General features: G+C 66.8%; 19 protein-coding genes. 6 read left to right on the top strand and 13 right to left on the bottom strand.

Annotation, left to right across the window (positions count from 1 at the left end; translation table 11 throughout):
• The first annotated feature begins 236 nt into the window (after nt 1-236).
• The 5 genes from QH168_RS02455 (at nt 237) to QH168_RS02435 (ending at nt 6,423) form a co-directional block, all read left to right on the top strand.
• Nucleotides 237-1,661, top strand: coding sequence for a WS/DGAT/MGAT family O-acyltransferase (locus tag QH168_RS02455; RefSeq protein ID WP_280232720.1), 1,425 nt, complete (start codon nt 237-239; stop codon nt 1,659-1,661).
• A gap of 37 nt (nt 1,662-1,698) precedes the next feature.
• Nucleotides 1,699-2,214, top strand: coding sequence for a DUF6912 family protein (locus QH168_RS02450; protein WP_280232739.1), 516 nt, complete (start codon nt 1,699-1,701; stop codon nt 2,212-2,214).
• A gap of 164 nt (nt 2,215-2,378) precedes the next feature.
• A complete protein-coding gene (locus QH168_RS02445; protein ID WP_280232719.1) occupies nt 2,379-3,524 on the top strand; it encodes a ferredoxin reductase in 1,146 nt (381 codons plus the stop codon).
• Nucleotides 3,525-3,642: 118 nt separating this feature from the next.
• The gene (locus tag QH168_RS02440) at nt 3,643-5,073 is read left to right on the top strand and encodes a fatty acid desaturase (protein WP_280232718.1); all 1,431 of its coding nucleotides are present in this window, start codon (nt 3,643-3,645) and stop codon (nt 5,071-5,073) included.
• A gap of 96 nt (nt 5,074-5,169) precedes the next feature.
• Nucleotides 5,170-6,423: a fatty acid desaturase family protein gene (locus tag QH168_RS02435; RefSeq protein WP_280232717.1), complete on the top strand. Its 1,254-nt coding sequence runs from the start codon at nt 5,170-5,172 to the stop codon at nt 6,421-6,423.
• Nucleotides 6,424-6,528: 105 nt separating this feature from the next.
• On the opposite strand, the gene QH168_RS02430 is transcribed toward QH168_RS02435, so the two are convergent.
• The 7 genes from QH168_RS02430 to QH168_RS02400 form a co-directional block, all read right to left on the bottom strand.
• Entirely contained in the window at nt 6,529-7,821 is a 1,293-nt protein-coding gene (locus tag QH168_RS02430; protein WP_280232716.1) for an acetyl-CoA C-acyltransferase, read from the bottom strand.
• A gap of 170 nt (nt 7,822-7,991) precedes the next feature.
• Complete coding sequence (gene hpf, locus QH168_RS02425) at nt 7,992-8,675, bottom strand: ribosome hibernation-promoting factor, HPF/YfiA family (protein ID WP_280232738.1); 684 nt, start codon at nt 8,673-8,675, stop codon at nt 7,992-7,994.
• A 243-nt stretch (nt 8,676-8,918) separates the two neighbouring features.
• The gene (locus tag QH168_RS02420; RefSeq protein ID WP_280232715.1) at nt 8,919-9,551 is read right to left on the bottom strand and encodes a ComF family protein; all 633 of its coding nucleotides are present in this window, start codon (nt 9,549-9,551) and stop codon (nt 8,919-8,921) included.
• Between the two features lie 64 nt (nt 9,552-9,615).
• A complete protein-coding gene (lpqB, locus tag QH168_RS02415) occupies nt 9,616-11,439 on the bottom strand; it encodes an MtrAB system accessory lipoprotein LpqB (protein WP_280232714.1) in 1,824 nt (607 codons plus the stop codon).
• Complete coding sequence (gene mtrB / locus QH168_RS02410; RefSeq protein WP_280232737.1) at nt 11,436-13,232, bottom strand: MtrAB system histidine kinase MtrB; 1,797 nt, start codon at nt 13,230-13,232, stop codon at nt 11,436-11,438. The genes lpqB and mtrB overlap by 4 nt, the downstream gene beginning before the upstream one ends.
• A gap of 93 nt (nt 13,233-13,325) precedes the next feature.
• The gene (gene mtrA, locus QH168_RS02405) at nt 13,326-14,003 is read right to left on the bottom strand and encodes an MtrAB system response regulator MtrA (protein ID WP_280232713.1); all 678 of its coding nucleotides are present in this window, start codon (nt 14,001-14,003) and stop codon (nt 13,326-13,328) included.
• Nucleotides 14,004-14,081: 78 nt separating this feature from the next.
• Nucleotides 14,082-14,729, bottom strand: coding sequence for a dTMP kinase (locus tag QH168_RS02400; protein WP_280232712.1), 648 nt, complete (start codon nt 14,727-14,729; stop codon nt 14,082-14,084).
• Between the two features lie 196 nt (nt 14,730-14,925).
• Between QH168_RS02400 and QH168_RS02395 the strand changes: the two genes are divergently transcribed.
• Nucleotides 14,926-15,162, top strand: a complete 237-nt coding sequence (locus QH168_RS02395; protein ID WP_280232711.1) for a hypothetical protein — start codon at nt 14,926-14,928, stop codon at nt 15,160-15,162.
• A gap of 71 nt (nt 15,163-15,233) precedes the next feature.
• Here the strand turns inward: QH168_RS02395 and ahcY are convergent, their stop codons facing one another.
• The 6 genes from ahcY to QH168_RS02365 all read right to left on the bottom strand — a co-directional run bounded on the left by ahcY (nt 15,234) and on the right by QH168_RS02365 (nt 20,543).
• Nucleotides 15,234-16,718 (bottom strand): adenosylhomocysteinase, encoded by a 1,485-nt coding sequence (ahcY, locus tag QH168_RS02390; protein ID WP_280232710.1) that lies wholly within the window; start codon nt 16,716-16,718, stop codon nt 15,234-15,236.
• A 90-nt stretch (nt 16,719-16,808) separates the two neighbouring features.
• Nucleotides 16,809-17,969, bottom strand: a complete 1,161-nt coding sequence (locus tag QH168_RS02385) for an alkane 1-monooxygenase (RefSeq protein WP_280232709.1) — start codon at nt 17,967-17,969, stop codon at nt 16,809-16,811.
• Nucleotides 17,970-18,254: 285 nt separating this feature from the next.
• Complete coding sequence (locus QH168_RS02380) at nt 18,255-18,875, bottom strand: TetR/AcrR family transcriptional regulator (protein WP_280232708.1); 621 nt, start codon at nt 18,873-18,875, stop codon at nt 18,255-18,257.
• A 40-nt stretch (nt 18,876-18,915) separates the two neighbouring features.
• Nucleotides 18,916-19,098, bottom strand: a complete 183-nt coding sequence (locus tag QH168_RS02375) for a rubredoxin (RefSeq protein WP_040869242.1) — start codon at nt 19,096-19,098, stop codon at nt 18,916-18,918.
• Nucleotides 19,099-19,122: 24 nt separating this feature from the next.
• Nucleotides 19,123-19,305 carry a rubredoxin gene (locus tag QH168_RS02370; RefSeq protein WP_280232707.1) on the bottom strand — a complete coding sequence of 61 codons (183 nt, stop codon included), beginning with the start codon at nt 19,303-19,305 and terminating at the stop codon, nt 19,123-19,125.
• A complete protein-coding gene (locus QH168_RS02365; protein WP_280232706.1) occupies nt 19,302-20,543 on the bottom strand; it encodes an alkane 1-monooxygenase in 1,242 nt (413 codons plus the stop codon). The genes QH168_RS02370 and QH168_RS02365 overlap by 4 nt, the downstream gene beginning before the upstream one ends.
• Nucleotides 20,544-20,741 lie beyond the last annotated feature (198 nt).

Raw genomic sequence — 20,741 nt, 5'->3', positions numbered from 1 at the left:
TAATGCGGCACCCATGGTAGGCGCCGTGGTCAGCCGTTTGCCGGGCCGGGCCGGGCCGAGCACGGGCGGGGCGGCCACCGCATCCGCGGTGTCGATGTGGATGAACCCAACGGTACCCGTGCACGACGGATTGCCGGGAGATGCCACAGAATGGGATGAAGAATCGATGTGGCGGGACCACAATGGGTCGGGACGGGCAGCTCGCACGGGCGGCGCGGGAAGGAGCATCGGGCAGCGTGATCACGAGGCTGACGCCGCAGGACGCGTCCTTCTACCGGCTCGAGTCGAGCAGCAATCCCATCCACATCGGCTCTCTCGCGATCCTCCAGAACACCACCGCCGACACCGGTGACGGCAACAGCGGACCGGTCCTCGACTACGCGGGCCTGGTCGATCTGGTCGAATCCCGGCTGTCGCTGGTACCGCGCTACCGCAGAAAGGTGCGCGAAATACCACTCTCGCTGGGCCGCCCGGTCTGGGTGGAGGACAGCCGCTTCGATATCAACTACCACATCCGCCGCTCGGCGCTGCCCGCTCCGGGCAGCGATGAACAGCTGCACGAACTGGTTGCCCGGCTGTCGTCGCGGCCGCTGGATCAGGGCAGGCCACTGTGGGAGATGTATCTGATCGAGGGTCTGGAAGGCGGGCGCTGCGCGGTGTTCACCAAGACCCACTCCGCCTTGGTCGACGGTGACGGTGCGCTCGAGATCGGGCACGTCATCCTGGACTCGGGGACCTCACCGCGCGGTTTCGCCGATGACGCCTGGTGCGCCCCGCGGGAACCGAGCGACACCGAATTGCTGGTCGGTGCGCTGACTCAGCTGGCCGGTCAGCCCAGTGAGGCCATCGAGGTGCTGCGCGACGCCGGTTCGGGCGGGTTCGGTTTGATGGGCGCGACGGGGCGCGCGGTCGACTCGGTGGTCTCGGCGGTCCGCTCGGTCACCACCGGCGCACCCGACAGCCCGCTCAATGCCCGTACCTCCCGCCAGCGCCGCTTCGACGTGGTCACCACCGGCCTCGAGGATTACCGCAAGATCCGGCGCCGTTTCGACTGCTCGATCAACGACGCGATCCTCGCGGTGGTCACCGGTGCGCTGCGCAACTGGCTGCTCTCGCGCGGGGAGGCACTGGTCGATTCGAGCGTGCTGCGCGCGGTGGTGCCGATGTCGGTGTATGTCGAAGGCGCCGACGACAAGCTGAAACCGGCCGGTGAGGTGTCCTCGTTCCTCATCGATCTGCCCGTCGGCGAACCCAATCCGGTGATGCGGCTGTCGCATATCTCGCACGCCACCGAGGCCACCGCCAAACACCGGCGCGGTGTGCGTGCGCGCACGCTGGTGCATCTGGCCGGGTTCGCCCCGGCGAGCCTGCACGCGATGAGCGTGCGGGCGGCGAGTACCTTCGCAGAACACACGTTCAATCTGGTGATCACCAATGCGCCGGGTCCGCAGGCGCCGATGTATATCGGCGGCGCGCGGATGCTGGAGATGTATCCGGTGTCGCCGTTGCTGCGCAATCAGGTGTCGAGTATCGGGATCACGTCCTATGACGGGCGGGTCTTCTACGGGCTCAATGCCGACCGCGACGCGATGGCCGATATCGGCGTGCTGTCGGCATCGGTGCACGAATCCATGGAGGAGATGCTCGGTGCCTGCCTCTGAGAGCAAGCTGCGCGTCTATGTACCCGCGACCGTGCCCATGCTGCGCGAACTGGTCGAACAGCGCGAGCTACGCGCCCTTGGCGGTACCGCGTTCGCGGTGACCCCCACCTTGCGGGAGGCCTATGCCTCCGGCGACGACGAGGAGCTGGCCGAGGTCGCCATGGGTGAGGCCGCCCGCGCCGCGCTGCGACTGATCGCCGCCGAACGCGACGCCGTCACCGAATCAACGGAGGAAGGGGCGGAGGAACCCGCACCGGCCGGTGCGCCCGTGTACCGCAGGGCCGTGATCGCCGCCGATGTGATCGGCGCGAAGCTGCGCCCCGATCTCGACGACGCCGTGGTCCGGCTGTCCGGGCCGATCACCTACGACCGCATCGCCTCGGTGCATGTCGATCTGGCCGAGGCCGAACCGGCGGTCGCCAAGGCGGTCGACGTCATCGACGCCGCCGATCTCGGCGATCCGGACGCGGAATTCGTGCTCGGCGACGCCGAGGATCACCAGCTGGCCTGGTACGCCGCCCAGGAGCTGCCTTTCCTGCTCGAATTGCTGTGATCGCCACACCTGCGGCCCGCGACACGGGCGCCAATCGGAGGCAGGCCGAGTGAACCACCGGCGGTCCTGACAACCGCCGCCCCGAGCGGCTAACCTACGATGCCGTAACCTTGCGGACAGGCAGTGGACCGGCCCGCAACGAGTCAGGGAGACGAACGGCAGCGATGGTTTTCAAGAATGTCCGCGAATGGCTCGAGGCACCGGCCGCGAGCGTGGCCGAACGTGGCGGACGGTTGAACGTGCTGCGCGGTGCGGTGGCGAGGGTGACCACTCCGCTGCTGCCCGACGACTACCTCCATCTGGCCAACCCGCTGTGGTCGGCGCGGGAGCTGCGCGGGCGCATCGTCGACGTGCGCTCCGAGACCGCCGATTCGGCCACCCTGGTGATCAAGCCGGGCTGGGGTTTCGACTTCAAGTACCAGCCGGGCCAGTATGTCGGCATCGGCGTCCTGGTCGACGGCCGCTGGCACTGGCGCTCCTACTCGCTGACCTGCCCCCCGGACTGGACCGAGGCCGAGGCGGGCGGCAAGGGGCGGCAGAAGGTCATCTCCATCGCGGTCAAGGCGATGCCGGAGGGCCTGTTGTCCAGCCACCTCGTCAACGGTGTGCCGGTCGGCACCATCGTGCGGCTGGCCGCACCGCAGGGTGCGTTCGTACTGCCGTATCCGCCGCCGGAGAAGGTGTTGTTCCTCACCGCGGGCAGCGGCATCACCCCGGTCATGTCGATGCTGCGGGCGATGGATCGCCGCGATGTGGTGACCGATGTGGTGCACATCCACTCCGCGCGCACCGCGGAAGACGTGATGTTCGGCGACGAACTGCGTGAGCTGGATGAGCGGCACCCCGGCTTCACCGCGCAGTGGCAGCTGACCGGCGAGCAGGGCAAGTTCAGCGTCGCCGCCCTCGACGAACGCATTCCCGACTGGCGCGAACGCCAGACCTGGGCGTGCGGTCCGCTGCCGATGCTCGACGATATCGAAAAGCATTGGGACGAGGCCGGTATCGCCGACCGCCTGCATATCGAACGCTTCGAGATCGAACGCTCGGCGATCGGCGAGGGCGGCACCGTCACCTTCGCCCGCAGTGAGCGCACCACCGAGGCCGACGGCGCGACCAGCCTGCTGGAGGCGGGCGAGGCGGCCGGTGTGCGGATGCCGTTCGGCTGCCGGATGGGCATCTGCCAGACCTGTGTGGTCACCATCTCCGCCGGGCACGCCCGCGATCTGCGCAACGGCAACGAGAAGCGCGAAGGCGAGAAGGTACAGACCTGTGTGTCGGCCGCCGCCGGGGACTGCACGCTCGACGTGTGAGCCCGATCGCGCTCCACCGGATCAGGTGTTCGGCGGGTACCCTCTGGGTAAGTCGACTACGGCCCCAGTGGCCGAGTGCATACGGCCCGCCGGGCTGAAAAGAACAGAAGGGACGCCGGTGGCCATCACCGACATCAAAGCCTTTGCCCATCTCACGGCCACCGATATCGAGACCCTCGGGCACGAGCTCGATTCCGTGCGTCGTTCGGTGGAGCAGTCGCTGGGTGAACGCGACGCCAAGTACATCCGCCGCACCATCGCCGCACAGCGCGCCCTGGAGGTCGCCAGTCGCGCGGTGCTGTTCGGCAGCCGTAACCGTTGGGCCTGGGTGACGGGCACCGCGCTGCTGTCGGTGGCCAAGATCATCGAGAACATGGAACTCGGCCACAACATCAGCCACGGTCAGTGGGATTGGATGAACGATCCCGAAATCCACTCCAGTACGTGGGAATGGGATATGACCGGCCCGTCGGCGCAGTGGCGCCGGGCGCACAACTACTCCCATCACACCTACACCAACGTCCTCGGCAAGGACGAGGACCTGGGTTTCGGCATCCTGCGGATGACCAGGGACGAGCCGTGGCGGCCGGTGCATCTGGTGCAACCGGTGGCGAACCTGATCCTGGCGGCGACCTTCGAGTGGGGCATCGCGCTGCACGACTGGAGCATCGAGAAGGAACTGTCCGGCGTGCCGCCGCGTCAGCTGCGGTCCGAACCGAACATCGTGTTCGGCCGCAAGATCGCCAGGCAGGTCGCCAAGGACTTCGTGTTCTATCCCGCCCTCACCGGCCCCGCCTTCACCTCGACGCTGAAGGCCAACGCCACCGCGAACCTGATCCGCAATCTGTGGGCCTACGCGGTGATCTTCTGCGGCCATTTCCCCGACGGCGCCGAGAAGTTCACCATCGAACAGCTCGAGGGCGAGACCAGCGGCGAATGGTATCTGCGTCAGATGCTCGGCAGCGCCAATTTCAAGGCCGGGCCGACCATGGCGTTCATGAGCGGCAACCTCTGCTACCAGATCGAACACCACCTGTTCCCCGATCTGCCGAGCAACCGGTACCCGGAGGTCGCCGCGCGGGTGCGCGAGCTGTGCGACAAGTACGACCTGCCCTACACCACGGGCTCGCTGGGCAAGCAGTACCTGCTGGCGTTCCGCACCATCCACAAACTCGCCCTCCCGGACCGGTTCCTGCGCCGCACCTCCGACGATGCGCCCGAGACCTCCTCCGAACGCAAATTCGCCGGAATCACCCTGCCCGCCCCGGTCACCACCTGGACCGGGACCGAACATCTGCACTGGTCCATCGACCCGGCGACCGGTCGCCGTCGCGGCCTGCGGTCGGCCCTGCACGAGGCCAAGACGGTGTTGCAGGAGAAGGCGCGGCACGAGAAAGAGGTGCTGCGCGAAGCCAAGCGCGCCCTCAAGGAGAAGGCGCGCCACGAGAAGGATGTGCTGCGCGAGGCCAAGCGCTCGCTGAAGGAGAAGGCCAAGGCCGAACGCGAGTCACTGCGTCGCGAATACCGTCTGCGGCGCGCGGCAAAATAACAGCTCTGACCGGGTAATCGCAATGCGGGATTTGCCACAGTTTCGGCGGAGTTCTCGATAACCTACGGTCTCGTAACTTACGGTACTGTAACCGCCATGGCGATCTCGGATGTCAAGGAGTACGCGCACCTCACCGAAGCCGATGTGGAAGCACTCGGCGCGGAGTTCGATGCGATTCGGCGGGAAATCGAATCCTCACGTGGTGAACGGGACGCGCGCTACATCCGCAATGTCATCCGGTTGCAGCGTGCGCTCGAGATCAGCGGCCGCACGGTGCTGTTCGCCAGCTTCCTGCCACCGGCCTGGCTGGCCGGAGTCGCCCTGCTCGGCACCGCCAAGATCATCGAGAACATGGAGATCGGGCACAACGTCATGCACGGGCAGTGGGACTGGATGAACGATCCGGAGATCCACTCCAGCTCCTGGGAATGGGACAACACCGGCCCGGCCAAGCATTGGAAGCACACCCACAACTACCTGCATCACAAGTACACCAATGTGCTCGGCATGGACGACGACATCGGCTACGGCCTGTTGCGCGTCACCCGCGACCAGCGTTGGCGGCCGTTCTACCTCGGCAACCCGATCTACAACCTGGTGTTGCAGCTGTTCTTCGAATACGGCGTCGCCATCCAGCATCTGGAGCTGGGCAAGCTCGCCGCGGGCAAATACCAGCCCGGCACTCCGGAGCGCGCCGAATTCGAGCGCAAGCGGTCGGAGGTGCTCACCAAGATCGGCAAGCAGACGCTCAAGGATTACGTCGTCTTCCCGCTGCTGACCGGCCCCGCGTTCTTCAGCACGCTCACCGCGAACCTGGCCGCCAATATGGTCCGCAACGTCTGGACCAACGCCGTCATCTTCTGCGGCCACTTCCCCGACGGTGCGGAGAAGTTCACCAAGGCCGATATCGACAATGAAACGCAGGGTGAGTGGTACCTGCGGCAGATGCTCGGTAGCGCCAACATCTCCGGCGGCCCGGTCATGCACTTCATGACCGGCAACCTGAGCCACCAGATCGAGCACCACATCTTCCCCGACCTGCCGAGCAACCGGTACGCCGATATCGCCGTGCGGGTGCGCGCGCTGGCCGAGAAGTACGACCTGCCCTACACCACCGGTTCACTGCCGGTGCAGTACTTCAAATCCTGGCGCACCATCCTCAAGCTGTCGCTGCCGAACAAGTACCTGCGCGACACCGCCGACGATGCGCCCGAAACCGCCTCCGAGCGCAAGTTCAACGGCAACACCACCGCCTCCTACGACCCGGTGACCGGCCGCCGCCGCGGCCTGCGCACGGCATTGGCCGAAGGGCGCAGGCGCTTCGCCCGTAGGGCACTGCCGATCGGCTAGACCGCCGAGCGTGCGCAGACCGACAGGGGATGGCGCGCGAGGCAAGCGAGAGTGCAGATCCGCCCGAAGTCCTGACTCGGGCGGATCTTTCACTGTGCGTCCGGTTCAGACCCGCTCGAGGACCGCCGATGCGCCGATGCCACCCGCCGCACAGATCCCGAGCAGCGCCGTCTGCTTGCCGGACAGCGCCAGCTCGTTGGCCACGGTCGTCACCATCCGCGCACCGGTCGCACCGAACGGGTGGCCGATGGATACCGAACCGCCGTGCACGTTCAGCGTGTCGATATCCACCTCACCGACGGCGGTGTCGCGATCCAGGCGAGTCTTGGCCCATTCGTCGCTGGCCAATGCCGACAACACCGACAGGGTCTGCGCTGCGAAGGCCTCATGGATATCGACCAGGTCGATATCGGCCAGGGTCATGCCCGCCTTGTCCAGTGCGCGCGGCATGGAGATCGCCGGACCGATGAGCACCTGATCGGTGGGATCGACGCTGACATAGCTCCAGGAACGGAACGCGGCGAGCGGACGATAGCCGAGCGCCACCGCGGTCTCCTCGCTCATCAGCAGCACCGCCGACGCGCCGTCGGTGAGCGGGCTGGCATTACCCGCGGTGACGCTGCCGTCCTCGGCGAACACCGGCTTCAACCTGGCCAGCTTCTCGACGCTGGTATCGGCGCGGACCAAGCCGTCGCGGGTGATCCGGACGCCGTCGGGGGTATCGACCGCCAGCACCTCGCCATCGAAGCGTCCGGAGGCGATGGCGGCGGCCGCACGATGATGGGAGCGGGCGGCGAACTCGTCCTGGGCGGCGCGGTCGATGCCGTGGATACGCGCCATCTTCTCGGCCGACTCCCCCATCACCTCGCCGGTGGTGCGTTCGGCGATCTTGGGTCGCGTCGGCAGCAGATCGGTGAACGGCGCGAGCTGCGATATAGCCGATAGATAATCCTTCGGCTTCGGTTTACCCAAGGCCAGCGGGGCCATCGCGTGCACGATCTTCTGCGGCAGTTTGACCTCGGCGCCACTGGTGGAATCACTGCCGCCCGCGATCATGATGTCGTATTCACCACGCTCGATCGCAGCCGCCGCCGATGTCACCGCCTGCAAACCGGACGCGCACGCCCGGGTGACCGTGTAGCCCTCGCATCCCGGATCCAGTTTCAGATCCAGGGCGATCTCGCGGGCGATATTCGGCGCGGCGCTCGGCAACACCACCCCACCCCACACGATGGCCTGCACCTGATCACCGGCCAGACCCGTACGTTCCAGCAGGCCGCGCACCGCGATATCGGCGAGGTCGATCGAATCCAGCCGGGTGTAATCGGTGAACGCCCGGACGAACGGGGTGCGTGCGCCGGAGACGATCACGGCACGGCGAGCAGCTCTGGAGGCCATGCGAATTCCTTTCAGCCATCGGTCCATTCAACTTACTCCCAAGTAAGTTGACCGTCGAGGGGTTCGCCGAAAACGACGAGACCCGGCCGGTGCGTGCGCACCGACCGGGTCGTCGGGAAATATCGGATGGCCGTGGACGGCGGGGCTCGACCCGCCGCGGGCCGTGACCGTCAGGCCAGTCGGATCAAACCGTAGTCGAAGGCATGTCTGCGGTAGACCACCGAGGGACGGTCGGTCTCCTTGTCGTGGAAGAGGAAGAAATCGTGTCCGACGAGTTCCATCTGATAGAGCGCGTCGTCGACGGTCATCGGCGTCGCCGAATGCACCTTGGTCCGCACGATATGCCCGGGCCCGGCCGCGTAGTCCGTATGTTCGCCCGTATCCCGGCCGCGACCCTCGTCCGGATGCTCATGGGCGCCGCCGCCCGGTTCGAACAGCGCGTCGTCCACCAGATCAGCGGTGGCCTGGGCGACCGACAGCGGCGTCTTCTCGCCGTAGTGCACCCGGCGGCGATCCTTGGTCCGGCGCAGCCTGCTCTCCAGTTTCGCCGTCACCGATTCGAAAGCGGCGTAGAAGCTGTCGGCGCACGCTTCGGCGCGCACGACCGGACCTTTACCTCGGGCGGTGATCTCCACGCGCTGACAGGCCTTGCGTTGACGACGATTGCGCTCGTGGAACAGTTCGACGTCGAACAGGAATATCGACGGGTCGAATCGTTCCAGTCGAGATAGCTTCTCCGACACATAGATTCGAAAATGGTCGGGCACCTCGACATTGCGGCCCTTCACCACGATGTCGGCGCGGGTGGCTCGTTGGCGGTCCGCTTCGGGTTGGTCGTCCCGCTGAGCTTCCAGCGTCGAAGGATCTACATCTTGCACTGAAGGTCGTGAAGAAGTCGTCACGCGTACCTCCCGGATCTGGCCGCACGACTCGACTGGCGTGCGGCGGGATTGAGCAGTGCCGATCGATCTCGTCGGATGACAGACGCTCGGCACCAGTTGTCCGAGACCCACCTCCAAACTGCCGGTTCGGGTGTGTGACCGCGACGCTAGTACGACAACCGCTGGTCCGCCACTGTTCACGCAAATTTCCTGAAGTCAAGCCGCACACAGCGTCAACACGGCGTGTACCGGCACTCCGGCGCCAGCCAGCGCACGCACCGATTCCGCGGCCGTCGCGCCGGTCGTCAGCACATCGTCTACCACTACGACCTGGGCGTTTGCCGTGATTCCCGGCTGCGGGGCGGTGATGATACGGCCTCGCAGATTGTGCCTGCGTTCACCAGCGGAAAGCCCCACCGAATCGTGTACACCGCGCCACACACCCAATATCGGCCGCAGCTGGCTATCCGGCAGCCAACTCGCCGCCGCGCGGGCCGCACGCGCCACCGGATCGCCGCCACGCCGGCGCGCCGCGGCCCGCCGGCTCGGCGCCGGAACCAGCACCAGCGGGCGGGTATGGGCCCGCAATCGGGCCAGCCCACCGGCCAGCGCGCGACCGAGTGGTTCGGCCAGATCCCGGCGTCGACGCTCCTTGGCGGCCAGTATCGCGCGCCGTGGTGGGCCCGCGTAGCGGCTCAGCGTCCAGCACGGGACACCCGGATCGGTGCGCGGGCGCACTCGGCACGGCGCTGCGGCCAGATGGGCGGCGCACCGCGCGCACCAACCGATACCGGCGAGCCCGCAACCGGCACATTCCACGGGCAGCACCAGATCCAGTAGCGTCCGCATCCTCGGAGTGTGCCCGCACCCACCGACACGAACGGCCGGGTCCGCACCCGCCGCGGCCGGGTGATCAGCCGGGAAGAACCGGTACCGCGCTGGCGCCGAGGCCGGGGACCTCACGCCAGTATTGTTCGCCGCCTTCGGGATTGGTGGTGAACTCCAGGACGGCACGCGAGTCGGCGACGTACTGATGGTCGGGGGCGGCGGTGACCGACCGTACCGGTGGGGTGAGGTTGCGGGTGGTCTGCGAGATGAGCTGGGAGCCATCGATCGACACCGTGCTGATCGGGTCGACATCGCCTTCGCGCGCCAGGATGATGGTGTCGCCGGTCAGCCAGTTCAACGAGACCGCTGGCGTGCTGAGACCGACCGCGATGGGCAGCGGCGAGGTCAGCGCAAATCTACCGTCCTGACGTCGTTCGACCACCGCCACGTACACCTTGCCGTCCGCGATCAGCGCGGCCCGCACACCGGTGCGCGCGATCCTGATCTCGGTGATCGGCAACCGCATCCCACTGGAACCGCTGGTCAGCGCCGAGGTGTCCACGTCCTGCACCGAGACGTTACCGGTGGAGCGGTCGTTGACCACCCGGATCACCCGCTCACCATCGATCACCGCCCATGCCGCCGAGCCGTCGACCGACCACGACGGACGGCTGATGGTCGTCCCCTCCGCGACCGGGAACTGATTGCCGCCGTAGCTACCCACCATCAGGGTGCGTGGCGGCTCCGGTGCGGGACGCCCGGCGTCGGCGACCGCGGCGACGAACTGCCCGTCGGGAGTCAGCGCGGCCGATTGCAGATTGCGCACCGCACCGAAATAGCCGGGGGCCGGGGCTGTTCCGCCATTGTTCACCTCGACGAGGGCGCCATCACGCAGGGCGTGCAGACCGGTCCGGTTCTGGGCGTACGCCTCGGGGCTGAACTGGTGCACATCGGCGACCGACCAGCCGTTGGCCGCGAACCGCTCGTCGAGCGGTTTACCGTCGGCCAGCAGCAGGTACGGACCGAGGATGTCGGCCTTGGCGAGGGTGAGCACCACCTGGGCGGCGAGCAGTTCACGTTCACGCGGCGCGAGTTCGGAGGCTCCGGCGAAGTCGATGCGCACACCGCCGAGGCCGACGCCGACCTCGTCGGGATCACCATTGGCCTTGGTGATCGGACCGCGCAACGTCACCCGCCCGGCGTCGAGCTGATTGAGCACCACCGGCGCGATGGCTGGCTGCGGTCCCTCACCGAGCAGGGTGAGCAGCCGCTGAGTGAGCTGATCCTTCGGCGAGGCGATCCAGCGCGGATCGGGGACCACCGCGTTGCCGGTCGGATCGACGAAGTACAGCACGTACCGGCGATAGAACTTGGCGAAGGCGGGCTTGTCGATGACGACACCGTCGGGCAGATCATCGATACGCCATTCACCGTCGACCCGGCTCATCTCGACCTTGTACTCGAGTGGCGGTCCGTCGATGGCCCGGTAGGCACCGTCGGGGGCGAGTTCGGCGACGCGTTGCGCGCGAATCCGGTAGGTGGCGGTGTTCTCGGTGCGTTCTTCCAGCAGGGTGTCGGGCCGTTCCACGATCACCGTGCCCGCCGCGTCGTTCCATTTGGTCGCCGCCGACGGATTCATGTACTGCCGGGCCGCCAGATGCCGAGTGGTCGGGTCCGCGCTGGCCTGTAGGAAATCCAACAGGAGCAGGCCGGGATCGCGGCCCTCGAGCGGCGCGGGCGGACCCGCGGAGGTGGGCTCCCGGTTGATGGTGCCGAGTGCCTGCGGTTGTGAGGATTCCGGCAGGCTCGCGCAACCACCCAGCAGCAGCACCCCGGCCAGCGTCATCGCCAGCGCGGCGAGGATTCGCCCGCGCCGCGAATGGCTGGAATCGGTGGACCGCATGGTCATGGCTGTTTGTCTCCGGTGTCGGTGAGCACGGCATCGGTGGGTGACCCCGAGGAGTCGCCGCCGGGCGCCGCGTTGGCACCGTCGCCCGGGTCCGACGGTTGACCGTGCGAGTCGGCGGGACCCGACGCCTGAGCCTCGCTCGTGCCGGCGGCGGCAGGTGTGCCCGGTGCCGTCTGCTCGGCGGTCGCCTCCGTGCCGTTCGCCTCCGGGTCCGGCGCCGCGCCGCGGGCCTTGCGCGCACCGGGCTCCAGTGGCAGCGGGCTCTTGCCGAGTTTGCGACCACGCACCAGCGGTAGCGTCAGCCGGAAACTGGCGCCGACGCCCGGTTCGCCCCAGGCCTCCAGTTTGCCGTCGTGCAGGTTGGCGTCCTCGACACTGATCGACAATCCGAGCCCGGTACCGCCGGAGCGCCGCATCCGCGACGGGTCCGAACGCCAGAAGCGGCTGAAGACCAGCTTCTCCTCACCCGGACGCAGGCCGACGCCCTGATCGCGCACGACCACCGCGACCGCATTGACCTCGCTGTCGCCGCGCATCCTGATCAGCACCGGCTTACCCTCGCTGTGGTCGATGGCATTGGCCAGCAGATTGCGCAGCACCCGCTCCACTCGCCGCGGATCGACCTCCGCCACCACCGGCTCCTCCGGCAGATCGGTGACGACCTCGACCCCGGACTCCTTGGCCAGATGGCGCACCGTGGAGATCGCGGCACGCACGCACATGCGCACATCGAGCGATTCCACCTGGAGTTCGGCCACACCGGCGTCGTGGCGGCTGATCTCGAGCAGATCGTTGAGCAGTCCTTCGAACCGGTCCAGTTCGGTGACCAGCAGTTCCGCACTGCGCGCCAGCGCGGGATCGAGGTCCTCGCTGCTGCTGTGGATCAGATCGGCGGCCATGCGCACCGTGGTCAACGGCGTGCGCAGCTCATGGCTGACATCGGAGGTGAACCGGCGTTGCAGATTGCCGAACTCCTCGAGCTGGGTGATCTGGTTGGACAGGCTCTCGGCCATCTCGTTGAACGCCTCGGCCAGCCGCGCCATATCGTCCTCACCGCGCACCAGCATCCGCTCCCGCAGCCGCCCGTCGGCGAATCGGCTCGCGATCCGCGCCGCCGACCGGATCGGCAGCACCACCTGCCTGGTGACCAGTGCGGTGATCGCGGCCAGCAGCACCAGCAGGACGAGGCCGCCGACCATCATGGTGCCGCGCATCAGCGCCAGCGAGCGCTCCTCGTTGGCCAGCGGGAAGATCAGGTAGGTCTCCAGCGTCGGATTGTCGGCGCTCGGGCTGCCGATGATCAGCGCCCGCCCCCGATAGCCGTCGGGGTCCGACACCGTGGCGAACTGGTAGCTGACCTGATTGCCCTGGACGAACCGGCGCAGCTCGTCCGGTATCTGGTCGATCGGGCCGACCGCGATCTGCTGTGGCGGGGTGCCGCCGACGACGCTCAACGCCGAATCGAAGCTGCCCGCCGCACTACCGGAGCGGGTCTCACCGCCGCTGTCGGACAGCACGCTGCGGGCGTCGGCGAGGCGTTGTCGCATCAGCGCGGGGTCGTGGGCGCCCTGCAACTGGCTCTGCACCGTGCCGCGGGCACGGTCCATCTCCTCGACCGCCGCGTTGATCTTGGCGTCGAGCAGCCGATCGGTGATCTGGCTGGTGAGCACCACACCGAGAATGGTGATGACGATCAACGACAGCGTCAACGTCGACACGATGACGCGCAACTGGAGCGATCGCCGCCACAGATGGCCGAGGGAGGTCCCGACGCCCTTGAACCACGCGCCCACCGGCGCGAGCCCTCGCTGAAGCGAGGCGAGGCGGCCGCCTTCGTGCTCAGGCAAGCCGCCGCCTCCGAGTCATCGACCCGGACCGACTACCGATCACGGCGGTCCGGCCTTGTACCCCACCCCACGCACGGTCAGCACGATCTCCGGGTTCTCGGGATCCTTTTCGACCTTGGCGCGCAGGCGCTGGACATGCACGTTCACCAAGCGGGTATCGGCCGCGTGCCGGTAACCCCACACCTGTTCGAGCAGCACCTCGCGGGTGAACACCTGCCGCGGTTTGCGCGCGAGCGCCACCAGCAGGTCGAACTCGAGCGGGGTCAGCGAGATCTGCGCACCGTCGCGGCTCACCTTGTGGGCCGGTACATCGATGACGATGTCGGCGATGGTGAGCAGCTCGGCGGGCTCCTCCTCGGTGCGACGCAGGCGCGCCCGCACGCGGGCGACGAGTTCCTTCGGTTTGAAGGGTTTGACGATGTAATCATCGGCGCCGGACTCCAGACCGAGCACGACGTCGACCGTGTCGGTCTTGGCCGTGAGCATCACGATCGGGACGCCCGAATCGGCCCGGAGCACGCGGCATACGTCGATGCCGTTCATACCGGGCAGCATCAGGTCCAGCAACACCAGATCGGGACGGATCTCCCGCACCGCCGACAGCGCCTGTGTGCCGTCGCCGACCACATGCGGGTCGAACCCTTCCCCGCGCAGGACGATCGTGAGCATCTCCGCGAGTGCCATATCGTCGTCGACGACCAGAATCTTCGGCTTCATATCTCTATGTTGTCATCTCCCACGCCAGTATCGGGCCACCACGCGCATTACTGGTGCACGCGCGCCGCATATCCAACCCTATTCGCCCAGGATTTCCACACAACGGGCGCGTAGGGCCTCTCGATCGTCATCGGATCGGTATGTCCACCACGGGCCGTACCAGTCGCGGTCGGCCAGCTGCCGGTACACCGCGCCGGTGCGCGCTTGTAGGCCGCCGTCGCGCTCATAGGCGTCCAGCGCCCGGGTGGCGTCGAGTTCGCCACGCCTGCGGGCTCGTTCGGCGGCGACCTCGGTGGGAATGTCGAGCAGTACGGTGAGCGCGGGAACCGGCAGTTTCAGCCTGCCGAACTCCAGATCGCCCACCCAGTCGACGATTTCGCCGTCGGCCGATTGTTCGGCCCGCGCCGCCGAATACGCCGCATTGGAGGCGACATAGCGGTCGAGGACCACGATGTCGTTGCCGTCCAACAGGTTCGACAACTCCGCGGCGGCATCGGCGCGATCCAGTGCGAACAGCACAGCCATCGCGTTGATGGACGCGGCGAGGTCGCCGTGGGCGCCGCGCAGCGCCTCGGCCGCGAGATCGGCGTGGATGGACCGGCCGTAGGCGGGAAAGGCGAGGGTGCCCGCGCGCAGACCCCGCGCGCGCAGATCGGTGAGCAGGCCGTCGATCAGCGTCCGTTTTCCGGCGCCGTCGAGCCCTTCGACCGCGATCAGTTCACCCATGGCCAGCAGGGTACTCGGCGCTGGTCCCGGGCCGGAAACCCACTACCGGCACCGTGCTGCACGATGGGCGCGGCGACCGCGATCGCGACCACAGGATTCGGGTCTGGCCGCCGAGAGTCACGGCGGGCATGGTCGGTAGGCCCGGACAATCTCCGGCCGCGGAGCACACCGGCTCCACACCTCACAGGGAGAACATATGTCGATCAAGCGCGCCCTGCACACCGCCGCCATCGCGGTCATTCTGGGCGTCACCGTCGCCGGTGGCACCGCCACCGCCGCGCCCCTGGCGCTGGAACCCGCGGCGCCCGTCGCGAACGCCCCCGTCGACGACAGCGGGACCGGCAGCGCCACGGGCAGTGCGGACATGGTGGTCGACGTACTCGAGCTGCTGGCCCAGATCGGCCGGGGCTGCACACCGGGCACCGTGTGCTGAGCGCGTCAACGGTATGAACGCCGGTGGCCCGTCGACGAAATGCGTCGACGGGCCACTCGCGTCTCAGCGGATCAGTAGCGGTAGTGGTCGGGCTTGTACGGGCCCTCGACATCCACACCGATGTATTCGGCCTGGTCCTTGGTGAGCTTGGTGAGCGTGCCGCCGAGCGCCTCGACGTGGATGCGCGCGACCTTCTCGTCCAGGTGCTTGGGCAGGCGGTAGACCTCGTTGTCGTACTCGTCCGGCTTGGTCCACAGCTCGATCTGTGCGATCACCTGGTTGGAGAAGCTGTTGCTCATCACGAACGAGGGGTGGCCGGTCGCGTTGCCGAGGTTCAGCAGACGGCCCTCCGACAGCACGATGATCGACTTACCGGATTCACCGAAGGTCCACAGATCGACCTGGGGCTTGATGTTCAAACGCGTTGCGCCCGAACGCTCCAGCCCCGCCATATCGATCTCGTTGTCGAAGTGGCCGATATTGCCGAGGATGGCCTGGTCCTTCATCGCCTTCATATGGTCGAGGGTGATGATGTCCTTGTTGCCGGTCGAGGTGATGACGATATCGGCCTGACCGATGGCCTGCTCGACGGTGACGACGTCGTAGCCGTCCATCAGCGCCTGGAGCGCGTTGATCGGGTCGATCTCGGTGACCTGCACCCGGGCGCCCTGTCCGGCAAGCGATTCCGCGCAGCCCTTGCCCACATCGCCGTAACCACAGATCAGCACCTTCTTACCGCCGATCAGCACATCGGTGCCGCGGTTGATGCCGTCGATGAGCGAATGCCTGGTGCCGTACTTGTTGTCGAACTTGGACTTGGTGACCGAGTCGTTGACGTTGATGGCCGGGAACACCAGCTCACCCGCGGCGGCGAACTGGTACAGCCGCAGCACGCCGGTGGTGGTCTCCTCGGTGACACCACGCACGCTCTCGGCGATGGCGCTCCACTTGCCCTTATCGGTCTCGAACCGCTCGCGCAGCAGGTTCAAGAACACGGTGTACTCGGCCGAATGGTCCTCATCGGCCGGTGGCACCACGCCCGCCTTCTCGAACTGCGCGCCGCGCAGCACCAGCATGGTGGCGTCGCCACCGTCGTCGAGGATCATGTTGGCCGGTGCGTCCGGCCAGGTCAGCATCTGCTCGGCGGCCCACCAGTACTCCTCGAGCGTCTCGCCCTTCCAGGCGAACACCGGGGTGCCCTTCGGCTCGTCGACGGTGCCGTTCGGGCCGACGACCACCGCGGCGGCGGCATGGTCCTGGGTGGAGAAGATATTGCACGAGGCCCAGCGCACCTCGGCGCCGAGCGCGGTGAGGGTTTCGATCAGCACCGCGGTCTGCACCGTCATATGCAGCGAACCCGAGATGCGCGCGCCCTTCAGCGGCTCCACCTCGGCGTATTCACGACGCAGGGCCATCAGACCGGGCATCTCGTGCTCGGCCAGGCGGATCTCCTTACGACCGAATTCGGCCAAGGACAGGTCGGCCACCTTGTAGTCGATGCCGTGACGAACATCGGCGGTCAGCGACGTACGTGCGGGAAGTTCTGAGGTCGTCATGCGCCTGGATCAGCCTCTCTCCGGATATCGGTTCCGAAGCCAGGCTAGTCGCTTCGGCGACAGCGGTGTCCGGCAACCGAGGAGCCGAACTCAGGAGGCGGTGGCTCCGTGCCGCGCCAGCAACCGATCCCGCTTGCGCGCCGCGATATTGGCACGACTGATATCGCCGCCGTAGTGCGCGAGCACCCGCGGATCCATCACCCGTCGCCACAGCGGTGGAATGGCCGCGAGCAGGATCATCGTGGCGTAGCCCGCCGGCAGCTGCGGCGCCTGCTGTGAACTGCGCAGCGTCTGATAGCGACGGCCGGGATTGGCGTGGTGATCGCTGTGTCGTTGCAGATGGAACAGGAAGATGTTGGTCACCAGCCGGTCGCTGTTCCAGCTGTCGCGCGGTGAACAGCGCCGGTAGCGGCCGCCGGGGGTGCGTTCGCGCAGCAGGCCGTAGTGCTCGACATAGTTCACCGTCTCCAGCAGCATCACCCCGATCACGGCTTGCAGCAGCAGGTACGGCAGGATCTCGAGACCGAACGCCAGCAGCAGCCCACCGAACAGCACCACCGTCATCGACCAGGCTTGCAGGATGTGGTTGTGCACACTCCACCAGCGCAGCTCACGGCGAGCCAGCCGGGCGCGCTCGAGTCGGATCGCGGACCGGAAACCACCGGACACGCTGCGCGGCAGGAATTCCCACAGCGATTCACCGAACCGGCCGCTGGCCGGATCCTCCGGCGTGGCCACCCGCATGTGATGGCCGCGGTTGTGCTCGACGAAGAAGTGGCCGTACCCCGACTGCGCCAGCGCGATCTTGGCCAGCCAGCGTTCCAGGCTCTCGACCCGATGGCCCAGTTCGTGCGCGGCGTTGATGCCGATACCGGAGACGAGTCCGAGGGTGGTGGCCAGCCCGAGTTTGTCGGTGACGCTCAGCTCGTCACCGGACCAGAGATAGCCCGCGACTATGAGTCCGGCCAGCTGGATCGGCAGGAACAGATAGGTGCACCACCGGTAGTAGCGGTCGTTGGACAGCAGTTCGTAATCCTCGTCGCGGGGGTTGCTGCCGTCCTCGCCGACCAGCTGATCCAGCAGCGGGATCACGATCAGCACGATGATCGGCCCGATCCACCAGAAGACCGTCAACCCGGTGTGCAACACCAGTTGAGAGGGCAGCAAAGCGCACGCAGGCGCGATGAGACCGAGAAACCACAGATGGCGTTTGGGATCGGCCGATCCCCTCGGTTTGCCAACCGTTTGCACGCTTGCCCCGCTAAAAATGAACCCTGACACCAACGGACATCCATAGTCTCAGACGTGTGGTCCGTTACACCTTTCCTTGACCCCCAAACGTGGCGACCGTTACAGCCCTGATAGAAGGCCGTTGTTCGATCAACCCTGTGATCGAGGTCACCGCATACCGGCCGCAAACGGCCGTGCGAATTCACCGCACACCCGAAAGGGCCACCGTGCCGTAACCGAAGGGGCACTCTGCGTTCACGGTGGATCGCCTCCGCGCGCGGACGGACCGGCCCGGCAGCGCGGTAGCTACCGCAATTCGCGGGCCGCGAGAATCGCCTCCACATAGGGCCCGAGCAAGGCGCTCAGTTCCTCGGGGGCATCGCGGCCGGGTGCGGGTGGGGTGGGGATATAGCTCAGGGCGATCCGCACGAGTGCCTGGGCGAGCACATCGGCCTCGGTGGCGGTGGCATCGACCCAGCTGTGCTGAAACGCCACCGACAATCGTTCGGTGGCGTGTTCGACCAGCGGCTCGGCGTCGAGGGTTATCAGCCGGAGCAGATCGAGTTTGACCTCGCCCGCGACCAGTGAGCGCACCAGCGGATCAGCGGCGGCGCCGAGGAAGAAGCCGGACAGACCCTGCCGGAAGGCCGCGCGGGCATCGCCGACATTGTCGTCGATGGCGGCCCCGACATGATCGACCAGGTCGTCGGCCAAGCGCAGGGCGTAGGCCTGGGCGAGTCCGGCCCGCGAGCCGAATTCGTTGTACAGCGTCTGCCTGCTGACACCGGCGCGAGTGGCCACGTCACCGAGGGTGATCTTGGACCAGTCGCGCTCGGTGAGCAGTTCGCGCATGGCATCGAGGACCGAACTGCGCAACAGCTCCCGCGCGGCCTCCTGATAGGTGACTCTCGACCCGTTGCGCGGCATGCCTGCGACACTGGCACGGGCGTCTGCCGCAGTCAAAACCTCACGACCGCTCGATCTCGACCATGAAGAAATCGGCCTTGGCGGCGCCGCAGTCCGGGCAGGTCCAGTCGTCGGGGATATCGTCCCAGCGAGTGCCGGGCGCAATGCCGTCCTCCGGCCAGCCCTCGGCCTCGTCGTATTCGAAGCCGCACTGGATGCACTGATACAGCTTGTATTCGGTCATATCGTCACCTCTTCGCTCGCCGGACTACCGTCGTGCCTGATCGCTGCCGACCGATTCGAAATCGATCTTTTCCCGCACCCCGCAGTCCGGACAGCACCAGTCGTCGGGAACCGCGGACCACGGCGTCCCCGCCGGGAAGCCTTCATGCGGCTCGCCCGTGATCTCGTCGTAGACGTACTCGCACACCGGACACCGATACGCGCTCATGCCGTACCTCCCGCGGTCGAGCCGTATCGGGCCAGCACCTGGTCGTGTTTGGCCGGGTGGATATTGGCCCTGGTGATATCGCCGTCGTAATGGGCGAGCACCCGCTTGTCCATGACCCGGCGCCAGATCGGCGGGAAGTAGGCGAGCAGGATCATGCTCGCGTAGCCGCTGGGCAGATTGGGCGCACCGTCCCAGCTGCGCAGCGTCTGATAGCGCCGGGTCGGGTAGGCGTGATGGTCACTGTGGCGCTGCAAGTGGTACAGGAAGATATTGGTCACGATGTGGTCGCTGTTCCAGCTGTGCGTGGGCGCGGGCCGTTCATAGCGCCCGCTCGCCGTCCGCTGCCGCACCAGGCCGTAGTGCTCGAGGTAGTTGACCGCTTCGAGCAGGCTGAATCCGACGACGGCCTGGAGCAGCAGATACGGCAGCACCTCGATGCCGAACACCGCGATCAGGACCGCGAACAGCAGCACCGACATCAGCCAGGCGCTGAGCACTTCGTTCTGTAACGTCCACGGCTTCTTGCCGAGCCGCTCGAGCCTGGCCTTCTCCAGCCGCCACGACGAACGCAGGCCGCCGACGACGGTGCGCGGCCAGAACGCCCAGAAGGTCTCCCCCACCCGAGAACTCGCCGGGTCCTCCGGTGTGGCCACGCGCACGTGATGGCCGCGGTTGTGCTCGATGTAGAAGTGGCCGTAGCAGGACTTGGCCAGCGCGATCCGGGACAGCCAGCGCTCCAGATCGACCTTCTTGTGGCCGAGTTCGTGCGCGGTGTTGATACCGATGCCGCCGATGATGCCGACCGTCACGGCGAGGCCGATCTTGTCGACCACCATGAGCCCGCCGTCGATCCCGAGCCAGCGCAGATCGCTCGCGGTGATCAGATAGCAGGCCATGATCAGCGAGGCGTACTGGAACGGCAGGTAGAGGTAGGTGAGGTATCGGTAGTACTTGTCGTTTTCCAGGTACTCCATCACCTCATCGGGCGGATTGGAGCCGTCGGGGCCGAAGAAGATATCGGCCAGCGGAATGACCAGATACACCAGGATCGGGCCGAGCCAGAACGGCACATGGGCCAATCCGGTCCAGCCCAGTTCGTTCAGCGCCCAGATGAGCGGTAGCCCGATGGTGAACAGTCCGGTGGGCGCGAACAGCCCCCACAGCCACATATACCGTTTCCGGTCCCGCCAGGCGGGCGTCTCGGGCGCCAGACCTGCGGTTTCGGCATCAGTAGACATCATCGTCTCCTTCAAGCGACACACATCACATGTGATGTGCACTACCACCTGAAGTTGACGATAGGCGACAGTTTGTCCTTCGTCTATACAAATAGCTTGATTTGTAAAGCATCTGTGACCCCGGAGCCGACCGGTGACATCCGGACATGAGAAGGGCGCCCGCACACACCGTGCGGGCGCCCTCATGGCAGTCGACAC

Origin of the sequence: Nocardia cyriacigeorgica, assembly GCF_029868385.1 — a bacterium.
Taxonomy (GTDB): domain Bacteria; phylum Actinomycetota; class Actinomycetes; order Mycobacteriales; family Mycobacteriaceae; genus Nocardia; species Nocardia cyriacigeorgica_F.
This window is presented reverse-complemented; position numbering and strand designations above follow the sequence as displayed.